The sequence below is a fragment of the Pseudomonas putida genome (assembly GCF_002906855.1).
In the GTDB taxonomy this organism is placed as follows: Bacteria; Pseudomonadota; Gammaproteobacteria; order Pseudomonadales; family Pseudomonadaceae; genus Aquipseudomonas; species Aquipseudomonas putida_N.
Genome location: NZ_MINI01000038.1, coordinates 1887504 through 1905334 on the forward strand (window position 1 = coordinate 1887504; position 17831 = coordinate 1905334).

The following is a 17831-nucleotide window of genomic DNA, read 5'->3' on the forward strand; positions in this document are numbered from 1 at the left end:
GTGTCTACAGCCACAGGTTCAGCAGGCGTGCACCGTGGCTGGGAGGCCCCGCCAGCAACTCGCCTGCCTGATGGGCGAAGCCCTGGCCGTCGCTGCCCTGTTCCCAGAACTGCCCACGCATGAACACGCTCATGATGCTGACGCCATCACCTGCGGGCTCGGTCAGGCGTTGCCAGGCGGTCTGCTCGCTGACTTCGCCGCGTTGCAGGGGCAGCTCGGCAGCAGCGTCCTGATGGCGATTGCCGCGCCAGGGTTCATCCCAGCTGCCTTTGCCGCTGAGGAACACCGGGTTGGCGATCAACTGGACCTGCTGTTGCTGCAACTGCCGCTGGTTCTCGGGGTACCAGCTGTCGCTGCCGATGAGCACGCCGAGGCGCCCGGCGGGAGTCTGCAGCACCTGCAGCGGAAAGTGCCGGCCGTGGTGGATGTAGCGCCGTGTTTCGCTGTCGGGGTATTGCTGGTGTTGCGGCTGGCCCAGCGGCGAGCCATCGGCGGCGAATACCAGGCTGCTGTTGAACAGCGGCCCGTGGCCAATGTGCAGCACGCCTTGTTCTACGTACGGGGCGGGCAGCACGATCGAGCCCGCCACCAGGGTTACGCCGAATTCCTTGGCCAGGCCGCCGAACAGTTGCTGGTAATCGCTGGCCATCTGCTGGGCTTTCATGCGCAGGTGGGCATCGGCGCGCCGATCGTCGCCATTGGCGTTCAGCATCGCCAAGCCATAACGCAGCGGGTTGCTCAGCTCCAGCCATTGCTCGGCGTCACGGTTGCGGGTGACCTGGTACAGCTCGTTCTTCTCGCCTCGCGCCCACAGCCAGGTGCCGATGTGTTCCGGCAGCACCACGACCGTGCGCGGGCCAACCAGGCCCTGAGTGCGCGCCTGTTCCAGGTAGGCTGAAAGCTTGCGGTGCAGGCGTTGCAGGTTCTGGTAGTCGCTGGGGAACAGCAACGGCTCGATGCCGAGCAGGTTGCCATGCTCGCCGGGCACGCCATGGTTGAGCGCCAGGTCGACGCGCAGATCGGAGAGGTAGTGGCCTTCCGGGCGCTGTTGGGTCCAGAAAACGTAGCCGCACAGAGCGGTGATCATTACCAGCGCCAGGGCGCCTGCCAGGAGTTTTCGCATCAAGCGGTACAGCGCCTTGGGAATCGAGGGTTCCCTAGGGTAGTCCTGGTGCGCGGGAGGATCAATAAGTTGTCAGTTTCGATCATTGAGCGCGTTCAAACGGCTGTTTAATGTCGCAGGCAGATAAACGACGGGGCCCGCAGAGGTACCCGCACTCCGTGACCACGCCACCTGGGGAACCTACCATGGCTGCCGACCGCTACCCGCATTTGCTCGCCCCGCTCGATCTGGGCTTCACCACCTTGCGCAACCGCACCCTGATGGGCTCGATGCACACCGGCCTTGAGGAGCGCCCGGGCGGTTTTGAGCGCATGGCGGCGTATTTTGCCGAGCGCGCCCGTGGTGGCGTCGGCCTGATGGTCACAGGCGGCATCGCGCCGAACGATGAAGGCGGCGTGTATTCCGGCGCCGCCAAGCTCAGTACCGAGGAAGAGGCTGACAAGCACCGCATCGTTACCGAAGCCGTGCATGAAGCCGGGGGCAAGATCTGCCTGCAGATCCTGCATGCCGGGCGCTACGCCTATAGCCCGCGTCAGGTGGCACCCAGCGCGATCCAGGCGCCGATCAACCCGTTCAAGCCCAAGGAGCTGGATGAAGCAGGCATCGAGAAGCAGATTGCCGATTTCGTCAATTGCGCCGTGCTGGCCCAGCGTGCCGGCTACGATGGTGTCGAGATCATGGGTTCCGAAGGCTACTTCATCAACCAGTTCCTCGCCGCCCACACTAACCAGCGCACCGACCGCTGGGGTGGCAGCTACGAGAACCGCATGCGCCTGGCGGTGCAGATCGTCACCCGTGTGCGCGACGCGGTAGGGCCGAACTTCATCATCATCTTCCGCCTGTCGATGCTCGACCTGGTCGAGGGCGGCAGCACCTGGGACGAAATCGAGCTGCTGGCCAAGGCCATCGAGCGGGCCGGCGCGACGCTGATCAACACCGGTATCGGTTGGCACGAGGCGCGCATCCCGACCATCGCCACCAAGGTGCCGCGGGCAGCGTTCAGCAAGGTCACCGCCAAGCTGCGCGGCGCTGTGAGCATTCCGCTGATCACCACCAACCGCATCAACACCCCGGAAGTGGCCGAATTCGTGCTGGCCGAGGGCGATGCCGACATGGTTTCCATGGCCCGGCCGTTCCTCGCCGACGCCGACTTCGTCAACAAGGCGGCCGCAGGGCGCGCCGACGAGATCAACACCTGCATCGGCTGCAATCAGGCCTGCCTGGACCACACCTTCGGTGGCAAGCTGACCAGTTGCCTGGTCAACCCGCGCGCCTGCCACGAAACCGAGCTCAACTACTTGCCGGTGCGTGCCGTCAAGCGCATCGCCGTGGTCGGTGCCGGTCCTGCAGGCCTGGCAGCGGCCACCGTGGCGGCCGAGCGTGGCCATGAAGTGACGTTGTTCGATGCTGCCAGCGAGATTGGCGGGCAGTTCAACGTCGCCAAACGGGTGCCGGGCAAGGAAGAATTCCACGAGACCTTGCGCTACTTCCGCAACAAGGTGAAAAGCACCGGCGTCGATCTGCGCCTGAATACCCGGGTCGATGTGCAAGCGCTGGTAGGCGGTGGCTACGACGAAATCATCCTGGCCACCGGTATCGCGCCGCGTACCCCGGCCATCCCGGGTGTCGAGCATGCCAAGGTGCTCAGCTACCTGGACGTGCTGCTCGAGCGCAAGCCGGTGGGCAAGTCGGTTGCGGTGATTGGTGCGGGCGGCATCGGTTTCGATGTTTCCGAGTACCTGGTGCATCAGGGCGTAGCCAGCAGCCGGGATCGCGAGGCGTTCTGGAAAGAGTGGGGGATCGATACCCAGCTGGAGGCGCGCGGTGGCGTTGCCGGGATCACGGCCGAACCGCATGCGCCGGCGCGGCAGGTGTACCTGTTGCAGCGCAAGAAATCCAAGGTCGGCGACGGGCTGGGCAAGACCACCGGCTGGATTCACCGTACCGGCCTGAAGAACAAGCAGGTGCAGATGCTCAACAGCGTCGAGTACCTGCAGATCGACGACGCTGGCCTGCACATTCGCGTTGGTGAAGGCGAACCGCAGCTGCTGGCAGTGGACAACGTGGTGATCTGCGCCGGGCAGGAGCCACTGCGCGAGCTGCATGAAGGGCTGGTGGCGGCGGGGCAGTCGGTGCACCTGATCGGTGGTGCCGATGTGGCGGCCGAGCTGGATGCCAAGCGGGCGATCAACCAAGGGTCGCGCTTGGCCGCTGAACTCTGAGACCGCCGGGGCCGCTTTAGCGGCCCCAGGGATTTCACTGATAAACTCCGTTCCATGTATCTGAATTTACCTCAAGCTCCGCTACAGATCCTGGATCTGCCTTGGCTGGCGAATTCCAACGTCGAAGTGGCCATCCTGCGCCTGGACCTGATAGACCCACTGATCAGCGGCAACAAGTGGTTCAAGCTTCGCCACCACTTGCAGCATGCCCATGCCGCAGGCGCTTCAGGCCTGATCAGCCTGGGCGGCAACCATTCCAACCACCTCCACGCCCTGGCCGCCGCCGGCAAACGCTTCGGCTTCGCCACCGCCGGCCTGCTGCGCGGCCACCCGCAAGACACCCCCACAGTGCGCGACCTGCAAGCCTTGGGTATGCAATTGCACTGGCTGGGCTACGGTGGCTATCGGGCACGCCATGAGCCGGGCTTCTGGGAGCCTTGGCAGGCCCGTTATCCAGGCTGGCAGTGCATTCCCGAAGGCGGTGGCGGGGCGGCGGGTGCCGAAGGTTGTGCGCTGATCGTCGAGCAGGCCCGTTCGCAGCTGTCAGCGCTGGGATGGTCGGGCTACGACGCCTGGTGGCTGGCTGCGGGTACCGGTACGACATTGGCCGGTCTGGTTCGTGCCGAGGCAGGAGAACACCTCGTGCATGCTGCTCTGGCGGTGCCAATCGATCACGGCGTGCCGGAGACAGTCACCGAACTGGCGGGCATACAGGGCTACCAGTTGCACGACGCCTGCCGCGGCGGCTTCGGCAAATTCGATGATGAGTTGCTGGCGTTCATCGCCGAGAGCGAGCGGCACAGTGGCGTGCCGCTGGAAGCCCTGTACACCGGCAAGGCATTGCTGGCCCTGCGCGATCAGGTCGGGGCCGGGCTGTTCGCGCCCGGTACCCGCCTGATCTTCGTCCACACCGGCGGCCTGCAAGGCCGTCGTGGTTACTTGTAGGGCAGCATGCGCAGCAGCGTGTTGTCGCGCTGCACGTAGTGATGGTACAGCCCGGCCACGGCATGCAGGCCGATCAGCCAGTAACCCCAGGTCGCCACCCGCTCATGCCAGCCCTTGATGAACTTGGCCTGGTCCGGGTCGGGGCCGATCAGGTGCGGCAGCTCCAGGCCGAAGAACGGCACCGGCTTGTCGGCGGCGCTGAGGATCAGCCAGCCGGCCACGGGCAGGCCGATCATCAGCAGGTACAGCGCCAGGTGCATCAGGTGCGCAAGGCCGGTCTGCCAGGCCGGTGGCTTGGGCACGATCGGCGGGGTCGGGCGAACCAGGCGCACGGCCAAGCGCAGCCAGACCAGCACGAACACACTCAGGCCGAGCATGAAGTGCAGGTCTTTCATCAGGTTGCGTTCGGCGCTGTCCTTGGGGAACAGGCCGCGAAATTCGATACAGGCGTACACGGCGGCCAGCAACAACAGCATTAGCCAATGCAGGGCGATGGACAGGCGTGCGTAATGGGGCGCGGGAGTGGATGAAACCATGATCGGTCCTCGTCATCAGGTAGGAATGGCGCTCTTGCTGGCGCTCAAATAGCACTCTAATGGCTATTTGAAACAAATCTTTGAGCTGGATCTGTGAAAATTCTGTTGTCTGGCAAATGTGGCCAACTGTCCGCCACCAGAAACACGCGTTCGACTTCCTGCCAGGCACCTTCGTCATCCGGCTCCAGCCTGACCAGTAACTGCGCGGGGGCATGTTCGTCCAGCCGAACTAGCCAGGCCGCGAACTGCGGCACCGTCCAGCATTCGTCTGGTTCTGCCCGTGCTGGCGCCAGCCAGGCATGCCGTGGCAGCGGTTGCCAGCGTTCGTCTGCTGTTGCTGCCCAATTCCGCCGTCGTATCCAGCGGCCGCGCAAATGCCGAGGGTTGGCCCCCGCAGGCGGCTCGGCATGCCCCGGCCATGGATAGAACAGGTAACCGCCCAGCCAAAGGTGTGCCTGCACCTGGTCGACACCTACCGCGATCAGCGCTTCGCGACTCTGCGCGTCTGCCGACATGGGCAATTGGTGCCCGGCCAGGTGTGCCAGTTTGCTGCCGAGCCGATCATGGCAGCCAGGCCCGAGCCAATGCGCCGGGTCGCGGCCGTCGTCCTCGGTCGGCCCCAGGTACAGCTTGATGGCCAGCTCCAGATGATGAGTGCCTTCGCCATCACGCAGCAGAATGTCCAGCTCGCCCAGAGTCCGCCCGCCTGCGCGAATCGCCAGGTTGGACGCCAGCAGCTCGACCCCGGGCGCGTGCGCCAGGGCGAACTGCCACAGACCTTCGTAGTACAGCCCCAGGCGCCGGCTGGTGATCCTTGCCAGCCAGTCGCGCAAGGGCAGGTCATCTGCATCCATTGCGTGCAACCAGTCCTGCAGGCGTTGCGGATCGCCCGCCCAGGCGCTGCCCGCCAGCGGATGGCGCTGGGGGCAGGGCGGGGCGCTCAGCAGCGCGGGCGACAGCAGGGTCCAGGCCAGGTCGCGCACGGCAGGGCGGTGCAAGCGGCGGGGCAGCTCATGGAGCTCGGCAAATGGCATCATGCTGCGAGCATAGCCGGTTTGCCGCTGCCCAGTCGTTTCGCCCATAATCGCGACATCGTCACCCCGCCGCAGAGCCTCGCAGGAGCCCCATGGAGCAATTTCGCAATATCGGTATCATCGGCCGCCTTGGCAGCTCGCAGGTGCTCGACACCATTCGCCGACTGAAAAAATTCCTCCTCGAGCGCCACCTGCACGTGATCCTCGAGGACACCATCGCCGAAGTGCTGCCCGGCCACGGCCTGCAAACCTCGACGCGCAAGCTGCTCGGCGAGGTCTGCGACCTGGTCATCGTGGTCGGAGGCGACGGCAGCCTGCTCGGCGCCGCCCGCGCCCTGGCCCGGCACAATGTGCCGGTGCTGGGCATCAACCGCGGCAACCTGGGCTTCCTGACCGACATCCGCCCGGACGAGCTGGAGGAGAAAGTCGCCGAGGTGCTTGACGGCCACTACCTGGTGGAAAACCGTTTCCTGCTGCAGGCCGAGGTGCGCCGCCATCACGAAGCCATCGGTCAGGGCGATGCGCTCAACGACGTGGTCCTGCACCCGGGCAAGTCGACGCGGATGATTGAGTTCGAGATTTACATCGACGGCCAGTTCGTCTGCAGCCAGAAGGCCGACGGCCTGATCGTCGCCACCCCGACCGGCTCCACCGCCTACGCGCTGTCGGCCGGCGGCCCGATCATGCACCCCAAGCTCGACGCCATCGTCATCGTGCCGATGTACCCACATACCCTGTCGGGGCGGCCGATCGTGGTCGACGGCAACAGCGAGCTGAAGATCGTGGTGTCCAAGGACCTGCAGATCTACCCGCAAGTGTCCTGCGACGGCCAGAACCACTTCACCTGCGCCCCAGGCGACACCATCACGGTGAGCAAGAAGCCGCAGAAGCTGCGCCTGATCCACCCGCTCGACCACAACTACTATGAGGTGTGTCGCACCAAACTCGGCTGGGGCAGCCGCCTGGGAGGCAGGGACGACTGATGCTCGATCCGGCGCGCAGTTTCGACATCATCGGCGACGTGCACGGCTGTGCACTGACCCTCGAACGCCTGCTCGACGCCCTCGGCTACAAACGTGTCGGCGGCGTCTGGCGTCACCCTTGGCGCCTGGCCCTGTTCCTTGGCGATATCGTCGACCGTGGCCCGCGCATCCGCGAGGCGCTGCACATCGTGCATGACATGGTCGAGGCCGGCCAGGCGTTCTGTATCATGGGCAACCACGAGTACAACGCCCTGGGCTGGGTCACCCCGGCACTGCCCGGTAGCGGCAAGGCGTTCGTGCGCGAACACACCCCGCGCCACGCCCGGCTGATCGACGAAACCCTGACCCAGTTCGCCCACCACCCCGGCGACTGGCACGACTTCGTGCAGTGGTTCTACGAGCTGCCACTGTTCATCGACGCCGGGCGCTTCCGCCTGGTGCATGCCTGCTGGGACCCACGGCTGATCGAACCGCTGCGCCAGCAGTACCCGGGCGGGCGTATCGACGAGCACTTCATCCAGGCGTCGGCGGTGTCCGGCAGCTTTGCCGCCTCCGTGTGCAACCGCCTGCTGCGCGGCACCGACATGCGCCTGCCGGACGGCCTGACCTTGACCGGCGGCGACGGCCTGACCCGCGCCTTCTTCCGCACCAAGTTCTGGGAAGAAGACCCGCAGACCTACGGCGACATCGTCTTCCAGCCTGATGCGCTGCCCGACGACGTTGCCCGCACGCCACTCAGCCACACCGAAAAGAATGCCCTGCTGCGCTACGCCGAGGACGAACCGTTGCTGTTCGTCGGCCACTACTGGCGCAGCGGCCGCCCGGCGCCGATCCGCGCCAACCTGGCCTGCCTGGACTACAGCGCGGTGCTGTACGGCAAGCTGGCGGCTTACCGGCTGGATGATGAAACCCGCATCGACCCGCACAAGTTCGTCTGGGTCGACGTCGAACGCCCTCAGGCCAATCAATGAAAATCATCGAAGTGATGCGCCTGCCGCTGTCGGTCGACCTCAGCGGCTTCGTCCACCTGCTGCAGCGCCTGCAGGTACCGCACCGGGTCAGCGAGGAGGGCGAGGAACAAGTGCTCTGGGCCCCCGACACTCTGGTTGCCGACGTGCGCGAACTGTACCAGCGCTTCCCCGACGGTAACGCCGATGTAGGAGCGGATTTATCCGCGATGGCTCCCACGCAGCCCTCTCTGGCAGACCAGGCCAAAGCCTGCAAGGTCACCGCCACCATCCTCGTCCTGTGCCTGGTCGTCGCCGGCCTCACCAGCCTGGGCGACAACCTCAACGCCATCAGCTGGTTCACTTTCCTCGACTTCCGCGTCCAGGGTGAATACCTGCATTTCACCCCGCTGGCCCAGGGCCTCGCCGAAGGCCAGTGGTGGCGCCTGGTCTCGCCCATGCTGCTGCACTTTGGCGTGCTGCACCTGGCGATGAACGGCCTGTGGTACTGGGAGCTGGGCAAGCGCATCGAACTGCGCCAGGGCCCCTGGCTGCTGCTGGGCCTGACCCTGCTGTTCAGCCTGGTGTCCAACCTGGCCCAGCACTACACCAGTGGCCCGAGCCTGTTCGGTGGCCTGTCTGGCGTGCTCTACGGTCTGCTCGGCCACGTCTGGCTGTACCAGTGGCTGGCGCCCAACCCTCACTTCAACCTGCCCAAGGGCGTGCTGGTGATGATGCTGATCTGGCTGGTGATCTGCCTGACCGGCGTGGTCGGCCAGCTCGGCTTCGGCCAGATCGCCAACGCCGCCCACGTCGGTGGCCTGCTCATCGGATGCCTGACCGGGCTCTTGGGTGGGGCGCTGGCCCGGCGTAAACTGTCGGCTTGAATCAGGAGACACTATGTCCACTTTCGCGCAAATGATCGAAAACATCACCCCGGAAATCTACCAGAGCCTGAAACTGGCCGTGGAAATCGGCAAATGGTCGGATGGGCGCAAGCTCACCGCCGAGCAGAAAGAACTTTCGCTGCAGGCGGTGATCGCCTGGGAGATGAAGAACCTGCCCGAAGAACAGCGCACCGGTTACATGGGCCCGCAAGAATGCGCGTCGAAGTCGGCACCTATCGCCAACATTCTGTTCAAGTCGGACTCGGTACATTGATCGAACTCGCTCGTGGCTCTTTGAGCAAGATGGCAGTCACCCTGCAGGCACCCGTGGTGCAATACAGCTTCCGCCTGGATGACACCCAGGTGGCGGTCAACCCGCTGATCGGCCAGCGCCTGCGCCTGGAATACCTCGGCGCCATTCACTGCAGCCATTGCGGTAAGCGCACCAAGACCAGCTTCAGCCAGGGTTATTGCTACCCGTGCATGACCAAGCTGGCCCAGTGCGACGTGTGCATCATGGCCCCGGAAAAATGCCACTACGACGCCGGCACCTGCCGTGAACCATCCTGGGGCGAACAGTTCTGCATGACCGACCACGTGGTGTACCTGGCCAACTCGTCGGGGATCAAGGTCGGCATCACCCGTGCCACCCAGCTGCCCACCCGCTGGCTCGACCAGGGTGCCAGCCAGGCGCTGCCGATCATGCGCGTTGCCACCCGCCAGCAATCGGGCCTGGTCGAAGACATCCTGCGCAGCCAGGTGCCGGACCGCACCAACTGGCGCACGCTGCTCAAGGGCGACGCCGAAGTGCTCGACCTGCCCGCCATCCGCGATCAGATTTTCGACGCCTGCGCCGACGGCCTGCGCGAGCTGCAGAGCCGCTTCGGCCTGCAGGCGATCCAGCCGCTGCCTGACGCCGAAGTGGTGGAAATGCGCTACCCGGTCGAGGCCTATCCGAAAAAGATCGTCAGCTTCAACCTCGACAAGGACCCGGTGGCCGAAGGCACGCTGCTGGGCATCAAGGGCCAGTACCTGGTCTTCGACACCGGCGTGATCAATATTCGCAAGTACACGGCCTACCAGTTGGCCGTGCTCCAGTAAAAAGGACCTGCACATGCGTACCGAACAACCGCAAGTGATCTACCTCAAGGATTACCAGGCGCCCGAGTACCTGATCGACGAGACGCACTTGACCTTCGAACTGTTCGAGGACCACACCCTGGTCCACGCGCAACTGGTCATGCGCCGCAACCCGGCACGCGGTGCCGGCCTGCCGCCACTGGAGCTGGACGGCCAGCAGCTGGAGCTGCTGCGCGCCTCGCTGGACGATGTCGAACTGCAAGCGAGCGACTACCAGCTCGAAGCCGACAGCCTGACGGTCCATCCCAAGGCCGAACGCTTCACCCTCGACACCAGCGTGAAGATCCACCCAGAGAGCAACACCGCGCTGGAAGGCCTGTACAAGTCTGGCAAGATGTTCTGCACCCAGTGCGAGGCCGAGGGCTTTCGCAAGATCACCTATTACCTCGACCGCCCGGACGTGATGAGCACTTTCACCACCACGGTGATCGCCGAACAGCATCGCTACCCGGTGCTGCTCAGCAACGGCAACCCGATCGGCAGCGGGCCGGCAGAAGATGGCCGCCACTGGGCGACCTGGGAAGACCCTTTCATGAAGCCGGCCTACCTGTTTGCGCTGGTGGCCGGTGACCTGTGGTGCGTCGAAGACAGTTTTACCCGCCAGTCCGGCCGCGACGTGACCCTGCGCATCTATGTCGAGCCCGAGAACATCGACAAGTGCGACCACGCCATGGTCAGCCTGAAGAAGTCCATGCGCTGGGACGAGGAAGTCTATGGTCGCGAGTACGACCTGGACATCTTCATGATCGTCGCGGTCAACGACTTCAACATGGGCGCCATGGAAAACAAGGGCCTGAACATCTTCAACTCGAGCTGCGTGCTGGCCCGCGCCGAAACCGCCACCGATGCCGCCCACCAGCGCGTCGAGGGTGTGGTTGCCCACGAGTATTTCCACAACTGGTCGGGCAACCGCGTGACCTGCCGCGACTGGTTCCAGCTGTCGCTCAAGGAAGGCTTCACGGTGTTCCGCGATGCCGAGTTCAGCGCCGACATGAACTCGCGCACGGTCAAGCGCATCGAGGACGTCGCCTATCTGCGTACCCACCAGTTCGCCGAAGACGCCGGCCCGATGGCTCACCCGGTGCGCCCGGACAGCTTCATCGAAATCTCCAACTTCTATACCCTGACCGTGTACGAGAAGGGCGCCGAAGTGGTGCGCATGGTTCGCACCTTGCTGGGTGCAGACGGCTTCCGCAAAGGCAGCGACCTGTACTTCGAACGCCACGATGGCCAGGCCGTGACCACCGACGATTTCATCAAGGCCATGGAAGACGCCAACGGCGTCGACCTCGCCCAGTTCAAGCGCTGGTACAGCCAGGCCGGCACCCCGCGCCTGGAGGTCAGCGAAGCCTATGACGCGGCCGCGCAGACCTACAGCCTGACCTTCCGCCAGAGCTGCCCGCAGACCCCGGACAAGGCCGAGAAGCTGCCGTTCGTGATCCCGGTCGAACTGGGCCTGCTGGACGCCGAAGGCAACGATCTGCCGCTGCAACTGGCTGGCGAAGCTGCCGCAACGGGTACCTCGCGTGTGCTGTCGGTGACCGAAGCCGAGCAGACCTTCACCTTCCAGGGCATCGCGGCCAAGCCGCTGCCGTCGCTGCTGCGCGGTTTCAGCGCCCCGGTCAAGCTGAGCTTCCCGTACGACCGTGACCAGCTGATGTTCCTCATGCAGCACGACAGCGACGGCTTCAACCGCTGGGAAGCGGGCCAGCAGCTGTCGGTACAGGTGCTGCAGGAGCTGATCGGCCAGCATCAGCGCGGCGAAACGCTGAAGCTCGACCAGCGCCTGATCACCGCGCTCGGCACCGTGCTGGGTAATGAGTCGCTGGACGCCGCCATGGTCGCCGAGATGCTCTCGCTGCCAGGTGAGGCCTACCTGACCGAAATCAGCCAGGTGGCCGACGTTGACGCCATCCACGCCGCCCGCGAGTTCGCCCGCCAGCAGATCGCCGAGCAGCTGTTCGACGCCCTGTGGGCGCGCTACCAGGCCAACCGCGAGGTGTCGCGCAAAACCGCTTACGTGGCCGCCGCCGAACACTTCGCCCGCCGCAGCCTGCAGAACATCGCCCTGTCGTATCTGATGCAGAGCGGCAAGGCGCAGGTGCTGGAGGCGACCCTGGAGCAGTTCGAGCACTGCGACAACATGACCGAGCGCCTGACCGCGCTGGCCGTGCTGGTCAACTCGCCGTTCGAGGCCGAGCGCGCCAAGGCGCTGGAGAGCTTTGCCGAGCACTTCAAGGACAACCCGCTGGTCATGGACCAGTGGTTCAGCGTGCAGGCCGCCAGCACGCTGCCGGGTGGGCTGGCGCGGGTCAAGGCGCTGATGCAGCACCCGGCGTTCACCTTGAAGAACCCGAACAAGGTGCGGGCGCTGATCGGTGCCTTTGCCGGGCAGAATCTGGTCAACTTCCATGCCGCCGATGGTTCGGGCTATCGCTTCCTGGCAGATCTGGTGATCGAGCTGAATGCGCTGAACCCGCAGATCGCTTCACGCCAACTGGCACCGCTGACCCGCTGGCGCAAGTATGACGATGCGCGCCAGGTGCTGATGAAGGGCGAACTGGAGCGGATTCTCGCTTCTGGAGAGCTGTCCAGCGATGTGTATGAAGTCGTGAGCAAGAGCCTGGCGTAAGCCTGGTAGACCTGGGGCCGCAAAGCGGCCCCGGTTTTTTGGCGGTTAACAAAACATAACGTCCCGTTCGTTGTAATCGCGCAACCTTCCCCGATACGATCCCCCCAAGCCTCTAACACAGGCTTTTCACAGCACAGACCCACCAAGAAAAACACAACAGGGGATGGTCATGAAGCAGCGGGTGATGACGCAGGCCAGGCGTGGAGCCTGGCCTTTGGCGGCCGGCGCAATGCTGGCGCTGGCACTGGGGATGTGGGCCGACAGCGCGCAGGCCGCTGCCGCTGACGAATACTCGACCGAATCAGCCAAGGCCAGCCAGAGCCTGCTGATCGGCGCCGCCCATGCCGGCAAGCGCCTGGTGGTGGTGGGGGATCGCGGCCACATTCTGTTCTCCGACGACCAGGGCAGCACCTGGACCCAGGCCCGGGTGCCCACCCGGCAGTTGCTCACCGCCGTGTTCTTCCTCGACGACAAGCGTGGCTGGGCAGTGGGCCACGATGCGCAGATCCTCGCCAGCAGCGACGGGGGGGCCACCTGGAGCAAACAGTTCGAAGACCTTTCCCGTGAAGCGCCGCTGCTGGACGTCAGCTTCCTCGACGCCCAGCGCGGCTTTGCCGTGGGCGCCTACGGCGCGCTGCTGGAAACCCGCGACGGCGGCCAGCACTGGCAGGACATCGCCGAGCGCCTGGACAACCCCGACCAACTCCACCTCAACGGCATCACTCGGGTGCGCGACGCTGGCCTGTTCATCGTCGGCGAGCAGGGCGGCATGTACCGCTCCAGCGACGACGGCCAGACTTGGGCCAAGGTCCAGGGCCCATACGAGGGCTCGCTGTTCGGCGTGATCGGTACCGCCAAGGCGAATACGCTGCTGGCCTACGGCCTGCGCGGCAACCTGTTCCGCTCCGCCGATTTTGGTGACAGCTGGCAGCCGATCGCACTCAAGGCCGCCCGCGGCGAACTCGAATTCGGCCTGGCAGGCGCTACGCTTGTCGAAGATGGCAGCCTGGTGCTGGTCGGCAATGGCGGCAGCGTGCTGCGCAGCACCGATGATGGCCAGACCTTCAGCGTCTACAACCGCAGCGACCGCATCGCCCTGGCCGGTGTCAGTGGCCTGGCCAATGGCGGGCTGCTACTGGTAGGGCAGGGGGGCGTGCACCTGGCCAACGCCGAAGGTGCAGAGCCGGCGGCCAAGGAGGTGCGTCCATGACCAGCAGGGAGAGCATCACCATGCATCCGCACCATCAGGACAAGGCCACGCTGCTCGAACGCCTGATCTTCAACAACCGGCCGGTGGTCATCGCCCTGTGCCTGCTGGTCAGCATCTTCCTGTTCTGGCAGGCCACGCAGATCCGCCCCTCGACCAGCTTCGAGAAGATGATCCCGCTGCAGCACCCGTTCATCGAACAGATGATGGAGCACCGCAACGACCTGGCCAACCTCGGCAACACCGTGCGCATCTCGGTCGAGGCGGTCAATGGCGACATCTTCGACAAGGACTACATGGAAACGCTGCGGCAGATCCATGACGAGGTGTTCTACATCCCCGGTGTCGACCGCGCCGGCCTCAAGTCACTGTGGAGCCCCAGCGTGCGCTGGAGCGAGGTCACCGAGGAAGGCTTCTCCGGCGGCGAAGTCATCCCCAACACCTACAACGGCTCCCAGGACAGCCTCGATACCCTGCGCGACAACGTGCTCAAGTCCGGCCAGGTCGGGCGCCTGGTAGGCAACAACTTCAAGTCCAGCATCGTCGACGTGCCACTGCTGGAAAGCTTCCCTGATCCGCAGGACCCCGGCAAGCAGGTCAAGCTGGATTACCAACAGTTCTCGCACCAGCTCGAAGAAAAGATCCGTGACAAGTTCCAGGCGCAGAACCCCAACGTGAAGATCCACATCATCGGCTTTGCCAAGAAGGTCGGCGACCTGATCGACGGCCTGGTGATGGTGGCGATGTTCTTCGGCGTGGCCCTGGTGATCACCTGGGTCCTGCTGTACTGGTTCACCTGGTGTATCCGCAGCACCATCGCCGTGCTCATCACCACGCTGGTGGCGGTGATCTGGCAGCTGGGCCTGATGCACGCGGTGGGCTTCGGCCTGGACCCGTACTCGATGCTGGTACCGTTCCTGATCTTCGCCATCGGCATTTCCCACGGCGTGCAGAAGATCAACGGCATCGCCTTGCAGTCCAGTGACGCCGACAATGCCCTGACCGCAGCCCGGCGCACCTTCCGCCAGCTGTTCCTGCCGGGGATGATCGCCATTCTCGCCGACGCCGTGGGCTTCATCACCCTGTTGATCATCGACATCGGCGTGATCCGTGAGTTGGCCATCGGCGCGTCCATCGGCGTGGCGGTGATCGTGTTCACCAACCTGATCCTGCTACCGGTGGCGATCTCCTACGTCGGCATCAGCAAGAAGGCCATCGAACGCAGCAAGAAGGACGCGACCCGCGAGCACCCGTTCTGGCGCTTGCTGTCGAACTTCGCCAGTGCCAAGGTGGCCCCGGTGTCGATCACCCTGGCGCTCATCGCCTTCGCTGGCGGCCTGTGGTACAGCCAGAACCTGAAGATCGGCGACCTTGACCAGGGGGCGCCGGAGCTGCGCCCGGACTCGCGTTACAACCAGGACAACAACTTCATCATCAGCAACTACTCGACCAGTTCCGATGTGCTGGTGATCATGGTCAAGACGCCGCCGGAAAGCTGCTCGATCCACTCGACCATGGCGCCGATCGACGAGCTGATGTGGACCATGCAGAACACCCCAGGCGTGCAGTCGGCGATCTCCCTGGTGACGGTCTCCAAACAGGTGATCAAGGGCATGAACGAGGGCAGCCTGAAGTGGGAGACGCTGTCGCGCAACCCGGACATCCTCAACAACTCCATCGCCCGTGCCGATGGCCTGTACAACGCCGACTGCTCGCTGGCGCCGGTACTGGTGTTCCTCAACGACCACAAGGCCGAGACCCTGGAGCGTGTCACCGCAGTGGCCAAGGCATTCGCCGATAGCCATGACAAGGAGGGCCTGCAGTTCCTGCTGGCAGCGGGCAACGCCGGGATCGAGGCGGCCACCAACGAGGTAATCAAGTCGGCCGAGCTGACCATCCTGATCCTGGTCTACCTCTGCGTGGCAGTGATGTGCATGATCACCTTCCGCTCGTTTGCCGCGACCCTGTGCATCGTCCTGCCGCTGGTGCTGACCTCGGTGCTGGGCAACGCACTGATGGCGTTCATGGGCATCGGCGTCAAGGTCGCGACCTTGCCGGTAGTGGCCCTGGGCGTAGGTATCGGCGTGGACTACGGCATCTACATCTACAGCCGCCTGGAAAGCTTCCTGCGTGCCGGCCTGCCGTTGCAGGAGGCTTACTACCAGACCCTGCGCTCGACCGGTAAGGCGGTGCTGTTCACGGGCCTGTGCCTGGCGATCGGCGTGTGCACCTGGATCTTCTCGGCGATCAAGTTCCAGGCCGACATGGGATTGATGCTGACCTTCATGTTGCTGTGGAACATGTTTGGTGCGCTGTGGCTGCTGCCGGCGCTGGCGCGGTTTTTGATCAAGCCGGAGAAAATGGCGGGCAAGGAGGGTGGTTCGATTTTCGCCCATTGATATACCCCGAGGGCCGCAACGCGGCCCTCGGGGTATACTGCCGGCTCATTTTTGATCGGTATTCCCATGTCCCCTCTCGCCACCGCCCTCGCATCCTGCGACATGCTCCTGATCGACGGTTTGCACGCCTTCGATTTCACCTGCGACGAATCCGGCCTGACCATCAAGTGCATGGATGGTCGCCAGCACCGCCGCTGGTCGTTCACCCCCGAGCAGCTCGCTGCCGCCGTCGGTGCCGGTGATGAATGGCAACTCGCCGATGCCCAGGGCGAGCATCGTCTAGTCTGTATGAGTGCCTTTCGCGCCCCGGATGAAGACGATGATGAACCGGATCTGGACGAACCTGCTGACCGCTAGCCTGATGAGCCTGACAATCACCGCCCACGCCGCCACGTTGCTGGTGGGCAGCTACACCGATGGCCAGAGCCAGGGCATCTACCGCTACGCGTTCGACAGCAAGACCGGGCAGATCGACCCGACGCCGCAACAGGTGGTCGAGAGCGTCAGCCCGTCGTGGCTGGTGCTGTCAGCCGACCAGCGCCAGTTGTTCGCGGTCAATGAAACCCCGAACGGCCAAGTCAGCAGCTTCAGCGTCAGCACCAAGGGCGAGATCAAGCCGCTGAACCAGGTGGCCAGCCGTGGTGATGAACCGACCCACGCCAGCCTGAGCCGCGACCAGCGCTACCTGTTCGTCGCCAACTACGCCGTTGCCCCCGACCCGGGCGGCAGCCTGGTGGTGATCCCGGTGGCCAAGGATGGCAAGCTCAAGGATGTGGTGCAGCAGCTGCGGCACAAGCCCAGTGGCGTCAACCCCGAGCGCCAGGCCGGGGCCCACGTGCATTCGCTGGTGCTGTCACCGGATGGCTTGCATCTGTATGCCTGCGACCTGGGCGCCGACAAGGTCTTCATCTATGACTACGACGGCGCCAGCGCCGATCACCCGCTGAGCGCGGCGACCCCGGCGTCGGTGGACCTGCCTCCCGGCAGCGGGCCGCGTCATCTGCTGTTCGATGCCAAGGGCCGGCATGCCTACCTGACGCTGGAAATGAGCGGTGAAGTGGTGATGTTCGACGTCAAGGACGCTGCCTTGCTGGCGCGTCAGCGCCTGCCGCTGACCGAGCAGCAGGATGTCGCCGCCAAGGCCTCGGGTGGCCTGCATCTGTCGGCGGACGGGCGCTTCCTGTACGTCAGCAACCGCGGCACGGCGAACGAGATCGTGGTGTTCAGCGTGGGCAAGGACGATGGCCAGCTGACCTTCCTGCAGCGCCGCTCGGTAGAGGGCGACCACCCGCGGGAGTTCGCCTTGGACCCGAGCGACAATTTCCTGCTGGTGGCCAACCAGAAGAGCAACCAGATCGTGGTCATGCGCCGCGACCCGCGCAGCGGCAAGCTCGGCGAGACGGTGCAGAACTTCAAGCAGGATGCGCCTTCGGATCTCAAGTTCATCGATTGACTATCGATAGCGGTGATAACCCTTACCAGCGCAATGAATTTCTGCGGGCGACCTCAGCGGCGTAAGTTTGACCCAAGGCCCAAGCGGCTGAACGTCAAACCACACACGTCGAGGTCAGCCACCATGAACTTCAATCTCTTCCCCGTGATTGCCGCATCCGCCATCTCCGCCTCCGTCGTGCTGCCGGCCCATGCCCATGCCGACAGCAGCAAGGCCACGACCACCCACAGCTACACCGAGCAGTACCTGCGCCAGAGCGCCAACTTTCATGCGGCCTTGAGTGGCAAGCACAGCCACTGAACATTACTCGGTCCTTGTAGGAG

The 17831-nt window shown here is 64.5% G+C and carries 16 protein-coding genes; 13 read left to right on the forward strand and 3 right to left on the reverse strand.

The annotated features are described in order from the left end of the window. Positions 1–4: 4 nt before the first annotated feature. Positions 5–1123, reverse strand: coding sequence for a nitrilase-related carbon-nitrogen hydrolase (locus BGP85_RS21405; RefSeq protein ID WP_103449745.1), 1119 nt, complete (start codon positions 1121–1123; stop codon positions 5–7). 185 nt (positions 1124–1308) lie between these two features. Between BGP85_RS21405 and BGP85_RS21410 the strand changes: the two genes are divergently transcribed. After that, positions 1309–3345 (forward strand): NADPH-dependent 2,4-dienoyl-CoA reductase, encoded by a 2037-nt coding sequence (locus tag BGP85_RS21410; RefSeq protein ID WP_103449746.1) that lies wholly within the window; start codon positions 1309–1311, stop codon positions 3343–3345. Positions 3346–3399: 54 nt separating this feature from the next. Next, on the forward strand, positions 3400–4290 hold the full coding sequence (locus BGP85_RS21415) for a 1-aminocyclopropane-1-carboxylate deaminase/D-cysteine desulfhydrase (RefSeq protein WP_103449747.1): 891 nt from the start codon (positions 3400–3402) through the stop codon (positions 4288–4290). Here the strand turns inward: BGP85_RS21415 and cybB are convergent. Together cybB and BGP85_RS21425 are read right to left on the reverse strand one after the other, a co-directional pair. Continuing rightward, positions 4281–4826, reverse strand: coding sequence for a cytochrome b561 (gene cybB, locus BGP85_RS21420; RefSeq protein WP_103449748.1), 546 nt, complete (start codon positions 4824–4826; stop codon positions 4281–4283). The genes BGP85_RS21415 and cybB overlap by 10 nt on opposite strands. Before the next feature lie 56 nt (positions 4827–4882). Beyond that, the gene (locus BGP85_RS21425) at positions 4883–5908 is read right to left on the reverse strand and encodes a DUF1853 family protein (RefSeq protein ID WP_103449749.1); all 1026 of its coding nucleotides are present in this window, start codon (positions 5906–5908) and stop codon (positions 4883–4885) included. Between the two features lie 44 nt (positions 5909–5952). Between BGP85_RS21425 and BGP85_RS21430 the strand changes: the two genes are divergently transcribed. The 11 genes from BGP85_RS21430 to BGP85_RS28965 all read left to right on the forward strand — a co-directional run bounded on the left by BGP85_RS21430 (position 5953) and on the right by BGP85_RS28965 (position 17808). Further along, the gene (locus BGP85_RS21430; protein ID WP_103449750.1) at positions 5953–6843 is read left to right on the forward strand and encodes an NAD(+) kinase; all 891 of its coding nucleotides are present in this window, start codon (positions 5953–5955) and stop codon (positions 6841–6843) included. Then, positions 6843–7814: a metallophosphoesterase gene (locus tag BGP85_RS21435; protein WP_103449751.1), complete on the forward strand. Its 972-nt coding sequence runs from the start codon at positions 6843–6845 to the stop codon at positions 7812–7814. The genes BGP85_RS21430 and BGP85_RS21435 overlap by 1 nt, the downstream gene beginning before the upstream one ends. Beyond that, complete coding sequence (locus BGP85_RS21440; protein WP_103449752.1) at positions 7811–8677, forward strand: rhomboid family intramembrane serine protease; 867 nt, start codon at positions 7811–7813, stop codon at positions 8675–8677. The genes BGP85_RS21435 and BGP85_RS21440 overlap by 4 nt, the downstream gene beginning before the upstream one ends. Before the next feature lie 13 nt (positions 8678–8690). Further along, positions 8691–8951 carry a YeaC family protein gene (locus BGP85_RS21445; RefSeq protein WP_054885767.1) on the forward strand — a complete coding sequence of 87 codons (261 nt, stop codon included), beginning with the start codon at positions 8691–8693 and terminating at the stop codon, positions 8949–8951. Continuing rightward, complete coding sequence (locus tag BGP85_RS21450) at positions 8948–9778, forward strand: DUF2797 domain-containing protein (protein WP_103449753.1); 831 nt, start codon at positions 8948–8950, stop codon at positions 9776–9778. Before BGP85_RS21445 ends, BGP85_RS21450 begins: the two co-directional genes overlap by 4 nt. Before the next feature lie 13 nt (positions 9779–9791). Then, positions 9792–12449: an aminopeptidase N gene (gene pepN, locus BGP85_RS21455; RefSeq protein WP_103449754.1), complete on the forward strand. Its 2658-nt coding sequence runs from the start codon at positions 9792–9794 to the stop codon at positions 12447–12449. 184 nt (positions 12450–12633) lie between these two features. Further along, the gene (locus tag BGP85_RS21460; RefSeq protein ID WP_374755335.1) at positions 12634–13659 is read left to right on the forward strand and encodes a WD40/YVTN/BNR-like repeat-containing protein; all 1026 of its coding nucleotides are present in this window, start codon (positions 12634–12636) and stop codon (positions 13657–13659) included. A gap of 20 nt (positions 13660–13679) precedes the next feature. Further along, entirely contained in the window at positions 13680–16055 is a 2376-nt protein-coding gene (locus BGP85_RS21465) for an efflux RND transporter permease subunit (protein ID WP_103449904.1), read from the forward strand. A 66-nt stretch (positions 16056–16121) separates the two neighbouring features. Then, on the forward strand, positions 16122–16412 hold the full coding sequence (locus tag BGP85_RS21470) for a DUF5629 family protein (RefSeq protein ID WP_103449755.1): 291 nt from the start codon (positions 16122–16124) through the stop codon (positions 16410–16412). Then, positions 16378–17508, forward strand: coding sequence for a lactonase family protein (locus BGP85_RS21475; RefSeq protein WP_181004569.1), 1131 nt, complete (start codon positions 16378–16380; stop codon positions 17506–17508). The genes BGP85_RS21470 and BGP85_RS21475 overlap by 35 nt, the downstream gene beginning before the upstream one ends. 123 nt (positions 17509–17631) lie before the next feature. Beyond that, positions 17632–17808 carry a hypothetical protein gene (locus BGP85_RS28965; protein ID WP_177334226.1) on the forward strand — a complete coding sequence of 59 codons (177 nt, stop codon included), beginning with the start codon at positions 17632–17634 and terminating at the stop codon, positions 17806–17808. Positions 17809–17831: the final 23 nt, after the last annotated feature.